Origin of the sequence: Paraburkholderia sp. RL17-347-BIC-D, from assembly GCF_046027915.1 — a bacterium.
GTDB lineage: Bacteria > Pseudomonadota > Gammaproteobacteria > Burkholderiales > Burkholderiaceae > Paraburkholderia.
The window spans coordinates 33,874-54,031 of the sequence record NZ_JARESS010000018.1; the positions used below are offsets into that span (position 1 = coordinate 33,874).

General features: G+C 60.5%; 14 protein-coding genes and 3 pseudogenes. 14 read left to right on the forward strand and 3 right to left on the reverse strand.

The features are described from left to right. Positions 1–29 precede the first annotated feature (29 nt). Both P0D96_RS23595 and P0D96_RS23600 read left to right on the forward strand, forming a co-directional pair. On the forward strand, positions 30–1,487 hold the full coding sequence (locus P0D96_RS23595) for a cytochrome-c peroxidase (RefSeq protein ID WP_408315545.1): 1,458 nt from the start codon (positions 30–32) through the stop codon (positions 1,485–1,487). A 97-nt stretch (positions 1,488–1,584) separates the two neighbouring features. Further along, positions 1,585–2,256 carry an SEN1982 family lipoprotein gene (locus P0D96_RS23600; RefSeq protein WP_408315547.1) on the forward strand — a complete coding sequence of 224 codons (672 nt, stop codon included), beginning with the start codon at positions 1,585–1,587 and terminating at the stop codon, positions 2,254–2,256. A gap of 42 nt (positions 2,257–2,298) precedes the next feature. Here P0D96_RS23600 and P0D96_RS23605 read toward each other — a convergent pair whose 3' ends face one another. Continuing rightward, a complete protein-coding gene (locus tag P0D96_RS23605; RefSeq protein ID WP_408180892.1) occupies positions 2,299–3,189 on the reverse strand; it encodes a 2OG-Fe(II) oxygenase in 891 nt (296 codons plus the stop codon). 1,050 nt (positions 3,190–4,239) lie between these two features. On the opposite strand from P0D96_RS23605, the gene P0D96_RS23610 reads away from it, so the two are divergent. The 12 genes and pseudogenes from P0D96_RS23610 to P0D96_RS23665 all read left to right on the forward strand — a co-directional run bounded on the left by P0D96_RS23610 (position 4,240) and on the right by P0D96_RS23665 (position 19,240). After that, the gene (locus tag P0D96_RS23610) at positions 4,240–5,067 is read left to right on the forward strand and encodes a glycine betaine ABC transporter substrate-binding protein (RefSeq protein ID WP_408315669.1); all 828 of its coding nucleotides are present in this window, start codon (positions 4,240–4,242) and stop codon (positions 5,065–5,067) included. Between the two features lie 309 nt (positions 5,068–5,376). Further along, positions 5,377–6,546: pseudogene (locus P0D96_RS23615) on the forward strand (quaternary amine ABC transporter ATP-binding protein); the annotation flags it as partial. Next, positions 6,539–7,441: a choline ABC transporter permease subunit gene (choW, locus tag P0D96_RS23620; protein ID WP_408180890.1), complete on the forward strand. Its 903-nt coding sequence runs from the start codon at positions 6,539–6,541 to the stop codon at positions 7,439–7,441. The pseudogene P0D96_RS23615 and the gene choW, both read left to right, overlap by 8 nt. A 70-nt stretch (positions 7,442–7,511) precedes the next feature. Then, positions 7,512–8,144: pseudogene (locus P0D96_RS23625) on the forward strand (AraC family transcriptional regulator); the annotation flags it as partial. Positions 8,145–8,585: 441 nt separating this feature from the next. Continuing rightward, positions 8,586–9,500, forward strand: a complete 915-nt coding sequence (locus P0D96_RS23630) for a 3-hydroxyacyl-CoA dehydrogenase (protein WP_408290627.1) — start codon at positions 8,586–8,588, stop codon at positions 9,498–9,500. A 21-nt stretch (positions 9,501–9,521) separates the two neighbouring features. Further along, positions 9,522–10,475 (forward strand): 3-hydroxyacyl-CoA dehydrogenase NAD-binding domain-containing protein, encoded by a 954-nt coding sequence (locus tag P0D96_RS23635; protein WP_408315550.1) that lies wholly within the window; start codon positions 9,522–9,524, stop codon positions 10,473–10,475. 418 nt (positions 10,476–10,893) lie between these two features. Continuing rightward, positions 10,894–11,925: an acetamidase/formamidase family protein gene (locus P0D96_RS23640; protein WP_132381025.1), complete on the forward strand. Its 1,032-nt coding sequence runs from the start codon at positions 10,894–10,896 to the stop codon at positions 11,923–11,925. Positions 11,926–12,100: 175 nt separating this feature from the next. Continuing rightward, complete coding sequence (locus P0D96_RS23645) at positions 12,101–14,476, forward strand: acetamidase/formamidase family protein (RefSeq protein WP_408290633.1); 2,376 nt, start codon at positions 12,101–12,103, stop codon at positions 14,474–14,476. Between the two features lie 139 nt (positions 14,477–14,615). Continuing rightward, a complete protein-coding gene (locus tag P0D96_RS23650; RefSeq protein WP_408180885.1) occupies positions 14,616–15,518 on the forward strand; it encodes a polysaccharide deacetylase family protein in 903 nt (300 codons plus the stop codon). A gap of 71 nt (positions 15,519–15,589) precedes the next feature. Next, entirely contained in the window at positions 15,590–16,447 is an 858-nt protein-coding gene (locus P0D96_RS23655; RefSeq protein ID WP_132381031.1) for an ABC transporter substrate-binding protein, read from the forward strand. Positions 16,448–16,506: 59 nt separating this feature from the next. Beyond that, on the forward strand, positions 16,507–18,210 hold the full coding sequence (locus P0D96_RS23660; RefSeq protein ID WP_408315552.1) for an amino acid ABC transporter permease/ATP-binding protein: 1,704 nt from the start codon (positions 16,507–16,509) through the stop codon (positions 18,208–18,210). A gap of 13 nt (positions 18,211–18,223) precedes the next feature. After that, positions 18,224–19,240, forward strand: coding sequence for an alpha/beta fold hydrolase (locus P0D96_RS23665; protein WP_408315671.1), 1,017 nt, complete (start codon positions 18,224–18,226; stop codon positions 19,238–19,240). A 112-nt stretch (positions 19,241–19,352) separates the two neighbouring features. Here the strand turns inward: P0D96_RS23665 and P0D96_RS23670 are convergent. Continuing rightward, a pseudogene (locus P0D96_RS23670) lies at positions 19,353–19,572 on the reverse strand (branched-chain amino acid ABC transporter substrate-binding protein); the annotation flags it as partial. Between the two features lie 86 nt (positions 19,573–19,658). After that, complete coding sequence (locus P0D96_RS23675; protein WP_132381035.1) at positions 19,659–20,114, reverse strand: ribonuclease; 456 nt, start codon at positions 20,112–20,114, stop codon at positions 19,659–19,661. Positions 20,115–20,158 lie beyond the last annotated feature (44 nt).

Here is a 20,158-nt window from a genome sequence, read left to right on the forward strand (position 1 = left end):
CTGACTTCCCGGCGAAAACTATACCAACCATGCGTACGCTATCTCTTGCTCTAATCTGCTCCGTTTCCGCGATACTGGCCGCCTGTGGCGGCGGTAGCTCGTCCAGCAGCGACGCGTCAAGCCCATCATCTGGCGCATCGGCGCCTGCCGCCTCGACGCTAAGCCAGAAGGCGCAGCTCGGCCAAACGATCTTCTTCGACAAATCTCTGTCGAGCAACAAGAACATGGCATGCGCGAGTTGTCATAGCCCGGCCTACGCGTACGGGCCACCGAACAGCCTGTCGGTACAGCTCGGCTCCGATCCGTCGCTGTCGGGCGTGCGCGCAGTGCCGTCGCTGCGCTACAAGGCGATGACGCCGCCGTACGACGACAACGCGGCGAACCCGGACGGCGTCACGCAGAACGCGCCCGGCGGCGGCTTCATGCTCGATGGTCGCGCCACGACGCTCGCTACGCAGCCGGCGTTTCCGTTGCTGAATCCGATCGAGATGAACAACAGCTCGCCGGATGTCGTCGTGAAGGCCGTGCAGAACGGACCGTACGCCACGCGGTTCCAACAGGTGTACGGCCAGGGCGTGTTCGGCAATACCATGGCTGCGTTCAACGATATCGGCGACGCGCTGCAGCAGTTCCAGATTGAGGAGCCGTCGTTCGAGACGTACACGAGCAAGTTCGACCTGTATATCGGCAACAAGCTCGGCGGCACGTTGACGGCTGCCGAGACGCGCGGTCTCAAACTATTCAATGACACTACGAACGGCGCCGGCTGCGCGGCCTGCCACTACGTGGGCGCCAACTTCCAGGGCTCGGTCGGTTTGATGACCGACTTTACCTACCAGGCGATCGGTGCGCCGCGCAACGACGCGTCGATCCCGAACAACACAGATCCGATTCCGGCCAACACGAACGCGTCATTCGTCGACATGGGTCTGTGCGGACCGTATGCGACGATCCACATTCCGGGCTCCGCGACGAGCGGCGCCGGTCCGGATTCGTTCACCGGCGTCAATGTCCCCGACCCGTATTGCGGCCGCTTCAAGGTGCCGACGCTGCGCAACGTCGCGACGCGGTCCGTGTTCTTCCATAACGGCGTGTTCCACTCGCTCGTGCAGGTGATCAATTTCTACAACACGCGCGACACCAACCCTGAATACTGGTATCCAAGCACGGGCGGCGACTCCAGCCACCAGGTGCAGAACCCATCCTTCGCGCTGTTCCCGACGGCCGCGTCGGGTGCGACGGCCCAATCCTTCAACGATCTGCCCGCGGCCTATCAGGGCAATATCGACGAAGAACTGCCAATGGGACAAGGCCAGACTGACGCAGGTGGCACGACGGCGGCCGACGGTGCAAAGCCGCGCCCGATTCATTCGACGCCGCAGTTGACGCAGCAGGACATCGCCGACCTGGTTTGCTTCCTGAACACGCTCACCGATGGTTATCAACCGCCCGCCACGCCGCCCACCAGCGGCTCCTGCGTAAATTGACAAAATCGATGATCCTCGCACGCGGCCTGCCCTTCCAGGCAGGCCGCGTGCTCTGTCTTATCCGTACCTTAGCAACCTAACCTGAGCAACAAACACCATGACGCGACGTTCCATCGCCGCCCGCCTTGCTTGCGGTGCACTTGCCCTGAGCGCCCTGACCCTGTTCGCTGGCTGCCACGACAAGAGCCAAGACGTTAGCCGCGAGAATTTCACGGCTACCATCAACGACTTTCTCGCCCAGCGCGGCCACTTATGCCTCGCCAAATACGACTGGCCGATCTACGTGACGACGGACGATGTCGCCTCCGGTAGCCGCGACGCGGTACAGATGCCGGTGCTCGAGAAACTCGGTATCGTAGCGGGCCAGGATATGGTGGTCGAACGCACTGACCCCAGCGGCAAGAAGATCACCGCGAACGCTCGCCAGTACCAGTTGACAGCCGAAGGGCAGAAATACTATCTGCACATTCCGGAAGTCGTCGCGACCGCCACCTCGCGCGTCACGCACCCGGCTGATTTCTGTGCAGCCACGCTCACCCTCGACAAGGTGGTGGGATGGGAGCGGCCAATGCAAGTGGAAGGTAAGACCGCCACCTCGGTCATCTATACCTACAAGATCGATCCGTCACCGTGGGCCAAAGATGCCGATGCGCAGCGCGTGTTCCCGATGATCAAACGCGTGATCGAGGGCGCGGGCACGATGCAGTTGCGCGAAGGCGTGCATCTGACGTCGAACGGCTGGGTCGCCGACGAGGTCTTCGTGCGCTGAAACGCAGTAGGCGGGGAGCGCGTTTAGCCGCCCCGCAAACCGTTACGCCTGATCGCGAGGCACGAAGCGGCGAGTACGGATCCATTTGGTGGCCACCCACTTCTCGCCCGTCCGCAAGGGCGTGCTCGCATGTAGGGAGCTCGGATCGGAGAGCCCGAAACGGTTTCCATATTCGAAATAGAGGGCCTGGCCGCGCTGCGGCACTATCGACCATCCAAGCTGCGGGAACACGGTTTCACCACCGCCTTCCACATCGTTCAGATACATCAGCAGCGTGCCCACGCGCTGCCCGCTACGCGCGATCGACTCCTGATTCGCCGGGTTGCCCGCGATCAGATAGTCGACGTGCGGCGTCGACTCGGCGCCCGCTTCGTAATGCAGCAGTTGCAGGCCCTCCCCGTTCTCGACCGGCAGGCCGGTGAGCTCGGCGATCCGCGCTTCGAGGCGCGCGATCAGCGGCGTTTCGCCCAAACGAAAGAACATGCCGTGGCTGCTGCGGTGGCCAGCCACGACATGACGGCCGGTCACCGGATCGACCACGGTCGAACGATCCAGCCGCGGCCGCGCGAGCGAGATCAGCTGCTCGCATTCGTTCGCGGTGAGAAAATCCGCGAGCAGTACCGAGGATGGCCGGTGCATCCGCGACATCACGCGCACCTTGCGTTCACCGAGCCGGATCACCGCACCGTCCGGCACGCGCAGCGGCTCCACTTCGTAAGTGACTGGCGCACCGCCGATTTCGAGCGTCTCGCCCGGCAACGGTGTCCCGTATAAAAAAGCCGAGGAGACCGCATCGACCATTGCCGACGCGAGCTCCGCTGCGTTATTTCGATCGACCAGCTCGCGCACGATCGCCTGTGGCGCGACGCCGCGTGTGAGATTGTGGACAATCCAGTCGCGCACTTCGACGGGGAAGCTAACTGTTATGGACATCGGAATGGTGAACGATAGGTTGGAAGGGTACTGTCGTGTGCAGTGGAAAACTGCTGCCATGATATCGGTTATATAAACCATCAGTGAATGGATTCGAGTGGGCAGCGGTTCGTGTAAGTTACGGCAGACCAATTGAGCCGCTTGCCGCGACGACAGGTTCGCCGTCAGCGCTGCACAGCAGAAGGCAAACAATAAGACGCGATTTGGCGTCACCAGCTGCGAGTTATGTTCTTCATTCGATGCGGCAACAGTTGCTGCTGGACGTGTGAAAGCCATCCATCTCCAGGGCTACGCACGAAGGGGCACGCTGCACCTTCGAGTTGCCAGTTCCGAGCCACGTTGACGGCATCTTTATGCATCGAACTAGAACTTTTTCGGCGCCTTGATGCCGCATTTGTTGAAATGAAAGCATGCAAACGATATCGAAGGGCAATGACATGTTACGTTTGCTGATTCCGGTCGTTCATCATGAAGGCGCGTGAAGGCCGCACGCTGTGTGGCCATTCTTTGTCGAGCACGCCGTAACCGGAGAGGATGAGCTGGCGGAAGTCCTCGACTCGCACGCAGAGCAAGGCCGAATGTCCGCACTCCATTTCCCAGTGCCTTGCGCCAGCAGCAGAAGCGCGCGACGCTGAGTGCATTGAAACAGACCCGCGCAATCATCGGAACGATGACCCTGTACGCGCTATGGGCCCTCCTCTGGCGCCCTTTATCGCAGAGATGACGTCACCAGCATTGTCCAGTTCGCTGTCAACCCCGCGTATCAGGACGGGGAATCGGGAAGTTGATGCTCGCCTTCGTTGAGCATTGAGCGCTCACTCGCGGCTGCACGGAAGTATCGCTCGACACACCGCAACCCGCAGCGCATCTGATCGCGTTTTATCGACACCGGGCATGTCGTATTGCCGGATTCGCCCGACTCCCGGGAAGGCACGATAACAGCCCGATCATGAGCAAGCCAGCGGTTTTCTCCTTATGGTTAACAAGCAAAGGAAATCAATGAAGAAGGCTTTCAAAAAACTATTGTTGTGCAGTGTGTTGGGCACTGCAATGGTAACGATGATGAGTACATCCGTCAGTGCGACAGCGGATACCAAACCGCCAATCAAGATTGGCTATGTCGAAGGTTGGGACGACAGCGTCGCAACGTCGAACGTGGCCGCACGCATTATCGAGAAGCGACTGGGATATCCGGTTCAACTCGTGCCTGTGGCAGCAGGTGTCATGTGGCAGGGCGTCGCACGGGGCGATCTTGATGCGACGCTGTCAGCCTGGCTGCCGGCGACACATGGCGCGTACTGGGAGCAGTTCAAAGGGAAAGTGACCGACCTCGGCACCAATTTCCCGGATGCAAAGATCGGGTTGGTCGTACCGGCGAGCGTGCCCGAGAATAGCGTTGCCGATCTCGAAGCGCACAAAGCGGATTTCAACGATCGTATCGTCGGGATCGACGCAGGTGCGGGCGTGATGAAGAAAGCCGACGACGCCATCAAGGCTTATAACCTCAGCCTGACTTTGATGCCGAGCTCGGGCAGCGCAATGACGGCGGAACTCGCTCGACGGATGAACGGGAGCAAGCCGGTTGTAGTGACAGGCTGGGCACCCCACTGGATGTTTGCCAAGTGGAAGCTCAAATTTCTGGACGATCCCAAGAAGGTATTTGGCGGCGCCGAGCATGTTGATAACGTGATCAACCCACAGCTCGAGACGAAGGCCGCGCCTGTGGTTGCGTTCCTTAAGAAATTCCAGTGGAAACCGGGTGAGATCGATAGCGTCATGCTGGCGACCGAGAATGGCAGCAAGCCGACGGCTGCGGCTGATGCGTGGATTGCGGCGCACGCGGAGCGCGTGGATAGCTGGGTTGCTAAGACGCAATGATTTCTTAGTTAGTTTCGTGGCTCCTACCTGATGTCGGTGGCGAGATCCACCAGCTGTCTTTGCGTGTTTCTCGCATTCTCGCTGATAGGGGTAGACGTACGTCTCGTTCAAATCTTGATGGTTTGATTCAAGAGTCCCTGTTGATCCATCGCTTGTGCAGTCACCGACTGCGCCAAAGCCGCCGAACGGCCGAGCTTTGCTGAAAGCCGCTCTGCGCGCGACTATCACCCTGGTTTGCCCGGCGAGTACGAAAAGCCACGGAGGCATCAATGTGCAGGCCGGCGCCTGCATCACAAGGACATGAATTCAATGGATTCCCCAAAGGTTGTGGTCGAAGGTCTCTGCAAGGTTTTTGGAAACAATCCCAACGCGGCGGCTGACCTGCTCGCGCACGGCGCCACCAAGGACGAGATATTTGCCAGAACAGGCCAAGTGGTCGGCGTCCACAATGTCTCGTTCGACGTTCAGGAAGGTGAGATCTTCGTGCTGATGGGCTTGTCAGGTTCCGGCAAATCCACGTTGATCCGCCTGATCAACCGGCTCGTCGAGCCGACGGCGGGCAAGGTCATCATCGATGGCCGCGACATTGCCGCAGTGCGCCGCTCCGAACTCACGTCGCTGCGGCGCACTGAGATGAGCATGGTGTTCCAATCGTTCGCGCTGATGCCGCAGCGCACGGTGCTGTCGAATGCCGCCTTCGGTCTCGAAGTGGCCGGCATGGGACGCAAGACGCGTGAAAAGCGTGCACTCGAAGTGCTCGAACAGGTCGGCCTCGCGACGTTCTCGCAGAAGCTGCCGGCCGAACTGTCCGGCGGCATGCAGCAGCGTGTGGGTCTCGCGCGTGCGCTCGCGGTGAACCCGTCGCTGATGATCATGGACGAAGCGTTCTCGGCACTCGATCCGCTCAAGCGCAAGGAAATGCAGAACGTACTGCTGGAACTGCAAAACAATCAGCGCCGCACGATCGTGTTCGTGTCGCACGATCTCGAAGAGGCGCTGCGCATCGGCAACCGGATAGCAATCATGGAAGGCGGCCGCGTCGTGCAGATTGGTACGCCGCAAGACATCATCGCGAACCCCGCCGACGATTACGTGCGTGCCTTCTTCGAAGGCGTCGATACGAGCCGCTATCTGACGGCGGGCGATCTGATGCAGACGAACGGCGTGCCGCTCGTGCGTATTCTCGATCAGTCGAGCGTCGAAGCGTCGTTGAACGGCAGCGCCGAATACGCTTTCGTGCTCGATGCGGAGCGCCGCATTCGCGGCTTCGTGACGCGCGATGCGATCGGGAATGCGTCGCCGTCGCTGCGCAAGGTCGAATGCATTTCGCGTGGCGCGTCGCTCGATCACGTGGTGTCGCGCCTGTGCGTGAACTCGACCGCGCTGCCCGTGGTCGACGATGAAGACCGCTATTGCGGTTCCGTCGATCGGGCGGACGTTCTGAAGGTAATCACGCGCAATCGAGGTGCCCATGTCTGAGATCATTCCACTCGGCCGTTGGGTCGACCAGTCGGTTCACTATCTGCTCGATCACGACGCGAGTACCTTCGATTCGATCGGCAAGGCGATCGAGAGTTTTGCCGCATTGATCGAACATGGCCTGCAAGCCGTTCCGATGTGGGCGTTGATGGCGTTCTTCATTGGAATCGGCTTGTGGCGGGTCGGCTGGCGCTTTGCGATCTTCGCGACACTATCGCAATTACTGATCTATGCGACCGGGTTCTGGGATCAGACCGTCATCACGCTGGGTCTGACGTTGTCTTCCACGCTGATCAGCCTCGTGTTCGGCGTGCCGCTCGGCATCTGGACCGCAAAGAACAAGCACGTCGCGATGGTCGTGCGACCGATCCTCGACCTGATGCAGACGATGCCCGCCTTCGTCTACCTGATCCCGGCTGCGATGCTGTTTGGCCTCGGCCGCGTGCCTGGGATTCTGTCTACGGTGATCTTCGCGATGCCGCCCGCCGTGCGTCTGACGAGCCTCGGCATCCGTCACGTGAATCGCGAGATCGTCGAAGCGGGGCAGGCGTTCGGCTGCACGCCGTGGCAATTGCTGTACAAGGTGCAGTTTCCCAACGCGTTGCCGTCGATCATGCAGGGCGTGAACCAGACGATCATGCTGGCGCTATCGATGGTGATCATTGCGTCGATGGTCGGCGCGGGCGGTCTCGGCAACGATGTGCTTGCCAGTATTCAGCGCCTCGATATCGGGCTGGGCTTCGAAAGCGGCTTATCGGTGGTGCTGCTCGCGATCATGTTGGATCGTATCACCGAGAGCTTCGGCCGCTCCCCGGGCACGGTCAGCGCGCCGCGCTTCGCAGGTCTGCGCAGTGTAATGCGCGTACGAGCCGAGCGGCCGGCCGCACAGAACTGAACCGGTAGAGAGCAGCATGCCACCGCGAAAACCATCGATTTCCGCGACCACCAGACCTACCGTAAGCATCATGGAGAGTGAAGTGACGTCAGCCACGAATGAATTGCCGTTGCAGAGCCTTGCGCATTTTGGCTTTCTCACGCTGCCCGGCTTTTCGATGATCGCGTTCACGAGCGCGGTCGAGGTGCTGCGCGTGGCGAATCACGTCGCCCACGCGCAGCATTATCGATGGTCGATCCTTACACCCGATGGCGTGCCAGTGAGCGCCAGCAACGGCATCACGCTCAAGCCCGCGTGCACGCTTGAAGAAGCGGGCAGGCCGGATGTGCTGATCGTCTGCGGCGGCACGCAAATCCGCAGCGCGGTGGATAGCAGCGTCAGGGAGCTGCTCGGCGATCTCGCGCGGCAGGGTGTACCACTCGGTGGCATGTGCACCGGTGCGTATGCGCTGATGTCGGTGGGGTTGCTCGACGGCCACCGCTGCACTGTGGATTGGGAAGACCTGCACGTGTTGCGCAAGGAGTTTCCGCGAGTCCATTTTGCAGACGAACTGTTCGTGATCGACCGCGATCGCCTGACGTGCGTCGGCGGTACCGCGCCGCTTGATTTGATGCTCAAACTCGTCGGCAGCCGGCTTGGGCAGAACGTCGCCGAACAGGTATCGCTCGAGTTGCAATCGCTCGGGTCGGCACCCCGGCCGCAGAGCCGGATATCGTGCGGCCGATAGCTTCGCTGATGGGGCGAGTGGATGACACAATCTACGGCGCGCGCAGTGGTGGACGGCCCCAACATCTGTCCGGGGGCTTCAGTCCCCTCCTCTGCTCCATCTAGCGTTGTGCTCAGCCGAGACATTGCATTTTTGTGTAGTCCGAGGCACGTCCAGGTGGCTGGCCTGGTCGCTCAACAAGCGTAGAGCGCCAATATCCTCGCTGGGCTAGTACCAGATTTATGTAATAGCCATCCTTTGCCCCCGCCAACTACCATCAAAAAATCTCGCGGCCTCCGTATCGCAGGTAGTTCTTTGGCGCAGACCCTTGGTTTTCCGATCCCTTCGCGATGATGGACGAGACCGCTTCCCGGGGGTACACAGTCGCGCCCGACATTCAATCTCTCTTCCAGAGGCAGTGACCCGAAAGGACGCACCATGACCATGCCCCAAATAGGCGGAACAAATGTTTCCGCGGACGCGACCCGCTCCGGCCGATTGTTTTTCCTCGAATTGAGCGGTGGCCGCATTCACTCGATCAATCCCGACGGATCCGACCTCAAGACGATCGTCGCGGATTGCCGCCTCCCCGACGGCATCGTCGTGGACGTGGATGCCGGTCATATCTACTGGACCAACATGGGTTCGATCGGCCTCCATGACGGCTCGATCGAACGCGCCGACCTGGATGGCAAGAGCCGCGTGGTCATCGTCCCGCAAGGCGTCACGCACACACCGAAGCAGATTCATCTCGACAAGGCAGGTGGCAAGCTCTATTGGTGCGATCGGGAAGGCATGCGCGTGATGCGCGCCAACCTCGACGGCTCTCAAGTCGAAACGCTGGTCGCGACCGGGCATGGCGACCAGGATCGGCTCGACCAGACCCGGTGGTGCGTCGGAATCACGATCGATCCGAAGGACAGGAAGCTCTACTGGACGCAGAAAGGTCCAGACAACGCCGGCCTAGGCCGCATCTTCCGCGCCAATATCGACATCCCGCAGGGCGAAGGCCCGGCCAACCGCTCCGACATCGAAGTGCTGTTCGACCGGTTGCCGGAGCCCATCGACCTCGAGCTCGACCTCGCGAAGCGTGTCCTCTACTGGACCGACCGCGGCGATCCTCCGCGCGGCAACAGCGTCAATCGTGCGCCGATCGATGGAACGGCGACGTCCGAAATCCTCGTTACGCACCTGATGGAAGGAATCGGCATCGCACTCGACCTTCCCGGTAATCGGATGTTCGTCACAGACCTGGGCGGCTCCGTCTATTCCGCCGATCTCGATGGAAAGAACCAGCGCAACTTCCTCTTCGCCCAAGGCAACCTCACCGGCATCGCCTATGCCGAAGTCTGACCCACGCATTGGAGACATGACATGACTGATACCAAGAGCCAGCCCATTCGCCGCATCGCCATCATCGGCACCGGCGTGATCGGTGCCAGCTGGACCGCGCTGTTTCTCGCCAAGGGGCTGAAGGTCGTTGCGACGGACATCGCCCCGAATGCCGAAGCCCAGCTCAGGGCATTCGTGGAGGCTGCCTGGCCGGCGCTCACGAGATTGGGCCTGGCGCCCGGAGCGTCGCAAGCGAACCTGACGTTCACGCCCGTGCTTGCACAAGCACTCACGGATGTGGATCTGGTCCAGGAAAACGGCCCCGAGCGGCTCGAATTCAAGCAGGATCTTTATCGGCAACTCGATGAGCTGCTGCCCCCCCACGTGATCATCGCATCGAGCACGTCGACCCTGCCCATGAGCAGCATCCAGGTGGGCGCCGTGCTGCATCCCGAGCGCTGCGTCGTCGGCCATCCGTTCAATCCGCCGCACCTGATTCCGCTGGTCGAGATCGTCGGCGGGACCAAGACCTCGGAAGAGACGATCCAGCGCGCCATGGAGTTCTATACGTCGATCGGGAAACAGGCGGTGCGCCTGAACAAGGAATTGCGGGGCCACGTCGCCAACCGTCTGCAGTTCGCGGTGGCGCGCGAGGTCTATTACCTGGTGTCAGAGGGTGTGCTGAGCGCCGCCGACGTCGACACCGCCCTCTCCTGGGGGCCGGGCCTGCGGTGGGGCTTGATGGGCAACATGATGCTCAATCACCTCGGCGGCGGCCCGGGCGGCATCGAGCACTTCTTCCATCAGTTCGCCGGCCCGATGACGGCTGGGTGGAAGGAACTGGGCTCGCCGGAGCTGACGCCGGAAGTGCAGAAGAAGCTGATCGACGGCGTTCATGCCGAGGTCGGATCGCGGTCCATCGAGGAGCTGGAGACAGAGCGCGACGAGATGCTGCTCGGCCTCATCGAACTGCGCACCAAAGGAAAGGCGCGTTAAAGGTACGGATGCGGCCACTCCGCAGGTGGCCGCGGCTCACGTGGAGTGGCCGCGGGAAGTTGACACTCCCTTATCGAAAAAAATTCCTCAAATGGAGGACTCGACCAATCCTGCAATCGAAAGCGAACCGGATCGGCTTACCGGAATCATTCAATCGACGCAGCACACGCGGGTGTGCGAATGTCAGGAAAGCGACCTGTAGTCGCCTCGCCAACGCCAATGCCTGAACGTCGGCACGACCGGCTACGCTTAAGCCCCGACACTACAAGACCCTCGTAAGCGCGGTGGTGCCGGAACGAGCTTCGCCCACGCACAAGCTTTTGTACGCAGTCACCCAAGTGTAACTATTCTGTCGCTCGTACGATCTGTCATCGGTCGCGTTGCACCGATCGCACACTCTTACGGAGCTTCAGAAAGCATGCTTCATGACCTGCCAGCTATCCAGAAAAATGTTCACTGGGGATACTTTGACGCGGCGCTAGCGCCCGCACTGATCGTCGAGAGCGGCGACTTCGTTCGCGCCGAAGCGATCACGCATCATGCAGGCGACGCCCCCGACCTCATGATGGATGACAAGGTGCGCGCGCTCTACGACACGATTCCCGAATCCGATCGCCAACCCGGCGTGCATCTGATGACGGGACCGATCTTCGTGAAGGACGCAAAACCTGGCGACCTGCTGGAGGTACGTTATCTGCAGATGATTCCGCGCTTCAACTACGGCTCGAATCTCGCGGCGCACTGGGGTCATCTGTTCACCGACTTCGAGAAGGAACGCGTCACTATCTACGAACTCGATCAGGCATCTAACACCGCTCACGCGCTGTATGGGTATGACTATCCCGGCAAATATCTCGTGCCGGGCAAGCGCTCGGAGATTCGCGACTGCTGCCGCGAACCCGCGCTCGAAGGCATTCGCGTGCCGGTGCGCCCTCATCTGGGCACGGCGGGCGTCGCGCCCGATGTGGCGGGCCGCGTAAGCACCGTGCCGCCGGGCGCACATGGCGGCAATATCGATAACTGGCGCATCGGCGCGGGCTCCACCATGTACTACCCGGTCGCCGTGGACGGCGGGTTGTTCTCGATCGGGGACCCGCATGTATCGCAAGGAGATGGCGAAATCAGCGGCACCGCGATCGAGGCGTCGCTCAATGTGATGTTCCAGATCGTGCTGCGGCGCGACTTCAGATTTCCCTCGCCGCTGCTGGAAACGCCCGAATACTGGATTGTCCACGGCTTTGATGAAGACCTCGACATCGCGACCAAAAACGCTTCACGCGATATGTTGTTGCTGCTTACCGAGCAGCAAGGCCTGTCCCGCGACGACGCGTATTCGCTAATGAGCGTCGCCGCGGATTTCTCCGTGACCCAGGTCGTCGATGGCCGTCAGGGCATTCATTGCAAGATCCCCCGCAGCATTTTTCCTCCGAAGAAAAAGCCTCGCGCGTGAGTTGTGCGCGTGCGCTACGACGGTGCGTCCGCGCACAGTTGTAGCGCAGCGCGGTAGCGGTGCGTCCACGCACCGTCGTAGCGCAGCGCCACAGCGCTAACGGCGTTGTTATCGATGGCACGGACATTGCCTTTGAATCACTCGACTGACGTTCGTCAGGGTCCGGGAGCCTGGGTTGGACTTACTGCGTTTCACCACCGAGTCGTACGCCGAAGTAGATCGCCTGCGAGCATGGAACGAGGCGCTCGACCGGCTTGGTCTGCGCTGCGGCGCGCCTCAGGCAGCCGCGCGCCACTTGCATGGAACCATCAAGTCGCGCAAGTCGAGCAACGGCTTTGAACTGATCGCGCTGGCCGCGTTCGCGCAAACTATCGAGCTCAAAGTCGACGGCACCGACAGTCTCGTGATCGTGCTGCATCTCGACGGAGGCGTAACGCTCGTCGCCGACGGTGTGCGCGCGCGAGTTGCAACCGGTGATATTGTCTATGCGTCGTCGCGCGAGGAAGCGGGCCTGTCGTTCACCTCCGACTTCCGTGCGTTCGTGATCCGCGTGCCCCGCGCCGCCATCAACGCACGCCTTCTTACACCGTTCTCACTGCGTGCCGGGCGTTTGCCCGGAGACGCCGGTATCGGTCACGTCTTTTCAGGCTTTCTGCGCTCGATTGCTGAAAGCGTGGAGACGTTGTCACTCGACGATCTGCGTCCCCTCGAACTCGCGCTCGCGGAGTTTTTGGTCGCCAGTCTCGTCGGGCACGACAAGGAAGGCAGCTTCAGTGGCCTCACGCCGTCTCAGGCCGCGCTCTTTTCACGTATATGTCGAACCATCGAAGGCAATCTCGCTGACCCCGATCTCGGGTTGACATCGATAGCGAAGGAAGAGCGCGTGTCGCCGCGCTATTTGCAGAAACTGTTTGAAGCGGTTGGACAGAATTTCTCGACCTACTTGCGCTCACGCAGACTGGAGCGCTGCCGCGCGGATCTGGTCAATCCCCTGTATGAAAAGCTTTCGATTGCCGATGTCTGCTTCCGTTGGGGTTTCAACGACCCCGCGTATTTCAGCCGCGCGTTTCGCGAGCAATATGGCGCGTCGCCACGCACTTTCCGGCATGAAGCGGGTCTTGAATTAGCGCGCCTTCTCGTGCGGCGAATCTCGCGCGGCTTGCCCGTCAACGCCGGGAGTCTGATCGTGCAGGCACAGCTCGCCGAGCAGGGTGCGGTTCATGAAGTTGCGGACGAGACCGGCTCCGCCGAGCAGCTTGACGCGCCTTCGGCACCCCTGTCCCGCGAGTCCGGCAAGCCGCGTCATCATCTGTTGCGCGCGACGGCCAACACAATTCACTGGGGTTACTTCAGTCACGATCTGAAGCCCGTGCTCGAACTGAACAGCGGCGACACGGTGACGATCGAAACACTCACGCAACACGCGGCGGATGATTGGGAGCGCATGGTGCAGGGTGATCCTGGCGCTGAAAGCGTGTTCCACTGGACCGCCGGGCGCAAGAACGTCAATCGCCGCGGCGCCGGTCCCATGGATGCGTCCATCTATGGACGTGGCGCGGGTGAAGGCTTCGGCGTGCATATCTGTACCGGACCGATTGCCGTGCGCGGCGCGGAACCCGGCGATGTGCTGGAAGTGCGCATTCTCGACATTCACCCGCGCCGTTGCGCCAATCCTAAATTCGCCGGCCGCGCGTTCGGCAGCAATGCCGCTGCGTGGTGGGGCTTCCACTATCGCGAGTTATTGACCGAGCCGAAACCGCGCGAGGTCGTCACCATCTATGAACTTGATGCCGACGCCACCGCAGGCAAAACCGCCTGCGCGCGCGCTGTCTATAACTTCCGCTGGACACCTCAGCGCGATCCCTTTGGCGTGATGCATCCGACAATCGACTATCCCGGCGTGCCAGTCGATCATTCGACGGTGGTCGAGAATCACGACATCCTGAAGAACGTCCAGATTCCGGTGCGTCCGCACTTCGGCGTGATCACGGTCGCGCCGCAGCAGGATGGTCTGATCGATTCGATCCCGCCCTCCACCTTCGGCGGAAATCTCGACAACTGGCGCGTGACGCGTGGAGCGAGCGTGTTCTTGCCAGTCGGGGTGCCCGGCGCTCTGCTCTCCGTCGGCGACCCGCATGCATCGCAAGGAGATTCAGAACTGTGCGGCACCGCGATCGAATGTTCGCTCACCGGCGACTTCCAACTGGTGCTCCACAAGAAAGAGACGCTCGGCAGGCAGGTGTTTGCGGACCTCACCTATCCGCTAGTCGAAACCGCCGACGAATGGGTTCTTCACGGCTTCAGCTATCCGAACTATCTGGCCGAGTTCGGCACGAGCGCGCAAAGCGCTGTGTACGAAAAATCCACGCTCGATCTCGCGATGCGCGACGCGTTCATCAAAACCCGGCGCTTCCTGATGACGACCAAGGGCCTTTCCGAAGATGAGGCGATCTCTCTGATCTCGGTCGCAGTCGACTTCGGCGTGACGCAGGTGGTAGACGGCAACTGGGGCGTGCACGCGATCATCCGGAAGTCGCTCTTCACCGCGTGAAGTAGCGAGTAGTGACCTCCGATACGCGTGCGTACAAGAGTTTGTTCGCAGCAAGCTCGATGCCGCGATTTTGGCTTCCCTACCATGGGTTCTGACTTGAACACAGGCGCACGCGCCGTTCGACAGGACTCACTGGACCATGGATTCTCCCGCACATCGCACGCTGCCCGGCCACGGGCGCTTTCAATATTTGCCGATCAACGGCCGCCCTGTTTATCGTTGGCCCGACGGTTCCCGGTTGGCGGTCTATATCGGCTTCAACATCGAGCACTTTGCGTTCGGTGAAGGACTGGGACCGACTATCGGCCCGGTGATGCCCGAACCCGATGTGCTCAATCACGCGTGGCGTGAATACGCATTGCGTGTGGGCGCATGGCGCTGTCTCGATCTCTTCGATGAACTCGCACTGCCAACCGCGGCCATCATCAACACGGCGCTCTACGATCACTGCCCCGAACTGGTCGCCGCGTTCGCTCAGCGTGGCGATGAACTCGTCGCGCACGGCCATACGAATTCGGAACGACAAGGAACGCTGACTGAAGACGACGAACGCGCGTTGATCGTTGCTTGTCGCGAGCGGATCGCGGCGGAGAGCGCGCAACAGCCGGCCGGCTGGTTATCGCCGTGGCTCTCGGAAAGTCATGTCACCAGCGATCTGGTGGCCGAAGCGGGTTATCAGTACACGCTCAATTGGTGTCACGACGATCAGCCCACGCGCCTGCTTACGCGCAACGGTCACCCGCTGTGGGCGATTCCGTATCCGGAGGAGGTCAACGATATCCCGATGATCCTTGCGCGCCAAATGGACGCGAAATCGTTCGCCGATCTAGTGATCGATCACTTTGAGGAAATGCTGCGGCAATCCGCGCGAGAACCGCTGGTGATGGGCATTGCGCTGCATGCGTACCTGATGGGACAACCGCATCGTTTGTGTCACTTGCGGCGGGCACTCGAACATATTGCCCGCGCGCGCGACGAAGGCCGGGTCTGCATCACCACGCCTGGTTCGATTGCAAACCACATGGACTTTCTCGGGCATTAGATCACTTCACTTTCACTTTGCCATGCCGCCCTCGTCCGCCCATATTTCCTTCAACCTCAATAGGATTCGCCATGTTCATGTCAAAGGCAATCAAGCTGCTGCTATGCGCACTCACCGGTCTTCTCCTCGCACAAGGCGCCTCAGCGCAATCGTGCGAACCCTCCAAGGTGGCTCAAAAATATCCATCGCTTGCGGGCAAGACCATCAAGATCGGCGTGGACCCCGAGTCGCCGCCGTATGCGTTTCGTGACAGCAAGGATTTCAATAAGATCATCGGCGCCGATGCAGACATGGCCCGAACCGTGTTTGACTGCGCCGGCGTGAAGACGGAATTTTTCACTGCCGGCTGGCCGGGGCTGCTGCCCGCACTGCGTGCCGGACAGATCGACGTGATGTGGGACTTGCTGTACTACACGCCGGAACGCGCCAAGGAAACGACCTTCGTCACGTATATGCAGGCCGGCACGGGCGGTCTGGTGGCGGCTGGCAACCCCAAGAAGATCGATGACATCTCCAAGCTCTGCGGCCTCACGGTCACGGCAGGCATTGGCACCGTCGAACTGACGATGGCGCAAGCGCAAGCCGCCAAATGCAAAGCCGAAGGCAAGCCCGACGTGACCATCATGACGTCCGCCGATATCGCGTCGGGCGCACGCCTCGTCGCAAGCCATCGCGCCGATGTCATGATGTACGACCTGGCGCTCGTCGACGGTCTCGCGAAACAGAACCCACAACTCTACATGCGCGGCTTCATGGTGACGAGCGGTATGAAGATCGGCGTGGGCGTGAAGAAAGGCAACGCCGATATGATCGCCGCCGTTTCCGATGGACTCAAGATCATGCAGGCCAATCAGACGCAGAAGAAGACCTTTCAGCGATACGGCGTAGATCCGTCGCTGCAAACGCCGACCACACTGCTTACTCAATAACGGCTGCCTGCGCGGCACACCGTGTCGTGTGCCGGTAGCGTCATGGATCAGGTTCGGAAATGAAGGCATTGCGTATCAAACACATCGTAGTCGGCGCTCTCGGTATGGTTGCCATGTTCGTATTGCAGCCGGCGATGGCGGCCAGTCTCGATGGCGCTCAGGTGTTCGACGGTTTCAAGGAGCTGGCCGGTTATGTCGGCTCGCCCTTCCTGCTCGGCGGCGCGTGGATCGCGGTGAAGATTACGCTGATAGCGATGTCGATCGGGCTGGTGCTCGGGCTCGGTCTTGCGCTGATGCGGCTGTCGCGATTCAAGGCCTTGAACTCAGCGGCGTGGGGTTATATCTGGTTCGTGCGCGGCACACCGCAACTACTGCAACTCGTGTTCATCTTCGACGCGTTGCCGCTGATCGGTTTGCGTTTCGATGAAGTCACGACCGCGGTTATCGGCTTTGCATTGAACGAGGCGGCGTTCAGCGCTGAACTGTTTCGTGCCGGCATCTTGTCAGTGAACCGTTCGCAATCGACCGCCGCCGCCGCACTCGGCATGGGACCGTTGCTGACGTTACGCCGCATTATCCTGCCGCAATCGATGCGCGCGGTGATCCCGGGTCTCGCCAATGACACCATCGGCATGTTGAAGCTAACGTCGATCGCGTCGGTGATCTTCGTCAACGAGCTAACGTTTCGCTCGCAACAGGTCGTCGGCCAGAACTTCAAGTTCTTTACCGTGTTCGGCGCGGCGGCGGTGATTTATCTGGTCCTGACGAGCGGGATCTCCTTGCTTCAGGTGTGGCTCGAAAGCATCTTCGATCACGAGCGCGACCGAAAGGTCACGTTGTCGTGGTTCGGACTGCGCCCTTCGACGCGTGATGTGAAACCGCTCGATGCACCGATTGACTTTCCGGTCGCCGCAAAAGCGCCGGAGGCGAACGATCACGCATGGATTGGGACGCTGCTGCCTGCCGAAAGTCGCACGCCGCGGCATCGCGATGAACCGTTTGTAGCGTGCAGGAACGTCTGGAAATCGTATGGCAAGCGCGAGATATTGCGCGGCGTCGACCTGTCGATCGGGCATGGCGAAGTGGTCGTCATCCTCGGCCCGAGCGGTTCCGGCAAAAGCACACTGCTCAAGCTGATTAACCATCTCGAACCACTTGACTGGGGAACGATCAAGGTCGATTCGCAGTACGTGGGTTACCGGGAAGTACCGGGTGGCGGCGGCACGGTACGGCCCCTGCACAACCTCGCACGCGCACGCGCCGAAGCGCGCGTGGGCATGGTGTTCCAGCATTTCAATCTCTTCAGTCATTTGAGTGCGCTGGACAACATCGTCGAAGCACAGCGGCAGGTCTATGACGTGCCGCGTGCCGAAGCGCAAGCACTCGGCCGGGAGTTGTTGAAGAGCGTGGGGCTCGCCGCGCACGCGGATTTTCTGCCGCATCGGCTATCAGGCGGGCAGCAGCAGCGCGTGGCGATTGCGCGTGCGCTCGCGATCAAGCCCAAGTTGATGCTCTTCGACGAACCGACTTCGGCGCTCGATCCAGAACTTGTCGGTGAAGTGCTTGGCGTGATGCGCGGGCTGGCCGATGCCGGCATGACGATGGTCGTGGTCACGCACGAAATCCGCTTTGCTCGCGATGTCGCCGACCGCGTTGTCTTCATGGACGGCGGCGAAGTTATCGAGCAAGGGACGCCGCAGCAGGTCATCGACAACCCGACTCACGAGCGCACCCAAAAATTCCTTAACGTCGTCGCCAATTGAATATGAGGCTCACATGACAGACTTCGAAACTTTCAATCTCGGCCGCGTCGTGCTGCAGTCCGGTGCGACGCTCTCTGACATGCTGCTCAGCTACAAGACGTATGGCCGTCTGAATGCCGCGCGCGACAACGCGATCGTCTATCCGACGTTTTATAGCGGCAGCCATGTCGACAATGAGTGGCTGATCGGGGAGCACATGGGGCTCGATCCGCGGGAGTATTTCATCATCGTGCCGAATATGTTTGGCAACGGCGTATCGAGTTCGCCCAGCAACAATCCACCCCCTTATGATCGCGGCCGCTTTCCGCATGTGACGCTCTACGACAACGTCGCGATGCAGTATCGCCTCGTGACCGAGAAGTTTGGCATCGAGTCGCTCAGGCTCGTCACCGGCTGGTCGATGGGCGCGATGCAGGCGTTCCACTGGGCCGCGATGTATCCGGAAATGGTCGAACGCATTCTGCCGTTCTGCGGGGCGGCGCGGTGCTCGCGGCACAATTTTGTGTTTATCGAAGGGCTTAAGGCTCCATTGCTGTTGGACCCGGAATTCAAGGACGGTTTCTACGATGCACCGCCGACGCGTGGAATGCGCGCTGCCGCGCGGGTGTTTGCCGGATGGGGATTTTCGCAGGCGTTTCTGCGTCAACGGCTCGACATGGAAGCAATGGGGTATGGCTCTCTTGAGGACTTCATTACGCAGTTCTGGGAAGGCGACTTCTTGAAGAAGGACGCGAATAATATCTTGTCGATGATGTGGAGTTGGCAGTACGGCGATATTTCCGCGAATTCTCTATATAAGGGAGATTTCGATCGAGCGTTGGCCAGTATCACTGCAAAGGCTATTGTGATGCCCGGGCGCACGGATCTGTATTTTCCGCCGGAAGATAGTGAGTATGAGGTTTCGAAGATGCCCAATGCAAAGTTGCGGCCTATCGAATCGGTTTGGGGTCATTTTGCGGGCGGTCCCGCAGCCAACGCTATCGATGTTAAATTCATCGATAGTGCCGTGAAGGAAATTCTGGCTGCGTAGTGTTCTGCTCTTTTGCGCTCGGTTCCGCGTGCGCCAGACTTTTTCCGCACGGTCTGGCGCGAGTTCGGGAGGATCGCATTGCCCAGTTGAATCCGCCCTGGCTAAAACGCGCTTACTTCTCGACGACACCCAGTAGCGCCTGCTTGCCTCCCACGTATTTGTACAGCGAAATCACGCCGTGCCGCAGGTCGCCTCTTGAATCGAACTGCGTTTCGCCAAGCACACCGTGGTAGTCGGTTGCCGGCATCGCGGAAAGGATCTTCGCGGAGTCGGTTGATTTGCGCGCACTTCATCGCCGCGACAATCACGCCCACGGCGTCGTATGCAAACGGTCGTGTCTTCGCAGCACGGTCTTTGCAAACACAACACCCCGGCGTCTCCTTTATCAGAGGCCCGGGGCGTTTTTCATTGGCTCAAGTTATTCTGCAATGCGTTTGAAACTGACGTAGTAATCGTCGGTGTAGTAGCAGTCGCCGGTCTGCTTGCGCGGTCCACCACATACGATGCGGCGCTGCCCACGATCCGCCGAGCCAGGCGTGCGAACTGTGTAGGTGTGGTAGTAGCCACGCGGATGCTGCGGCAGCAATGCCGCGCTGTTGCGGAACAGGACACCGTCCTCGCCAAAAGGGAAAGGTCCGCCCGCTTTGATCAGACGCAGTGTTTCGGCAGCTTCCGCCGACAACTGCGCTTTAGTGACGGTGGCCAGCGTGCCCGATGCGACGGGTGTGGCGCTCGCGGCCTGCCCAGGCTGAACCGGCGCCTGACTCTCGGATGCGCCCGATGCTTGAGTAGCGTTTTGCGATCCGTCCTTACCGCATCCGCCGAGGATCGCGCTCAAGGCAAGGATGTACGGGAAAGCCCACGCTTGCTTCACGAAGCGGATGTCTCCGGGTTGACCAGCATTCGACGACCACGAAC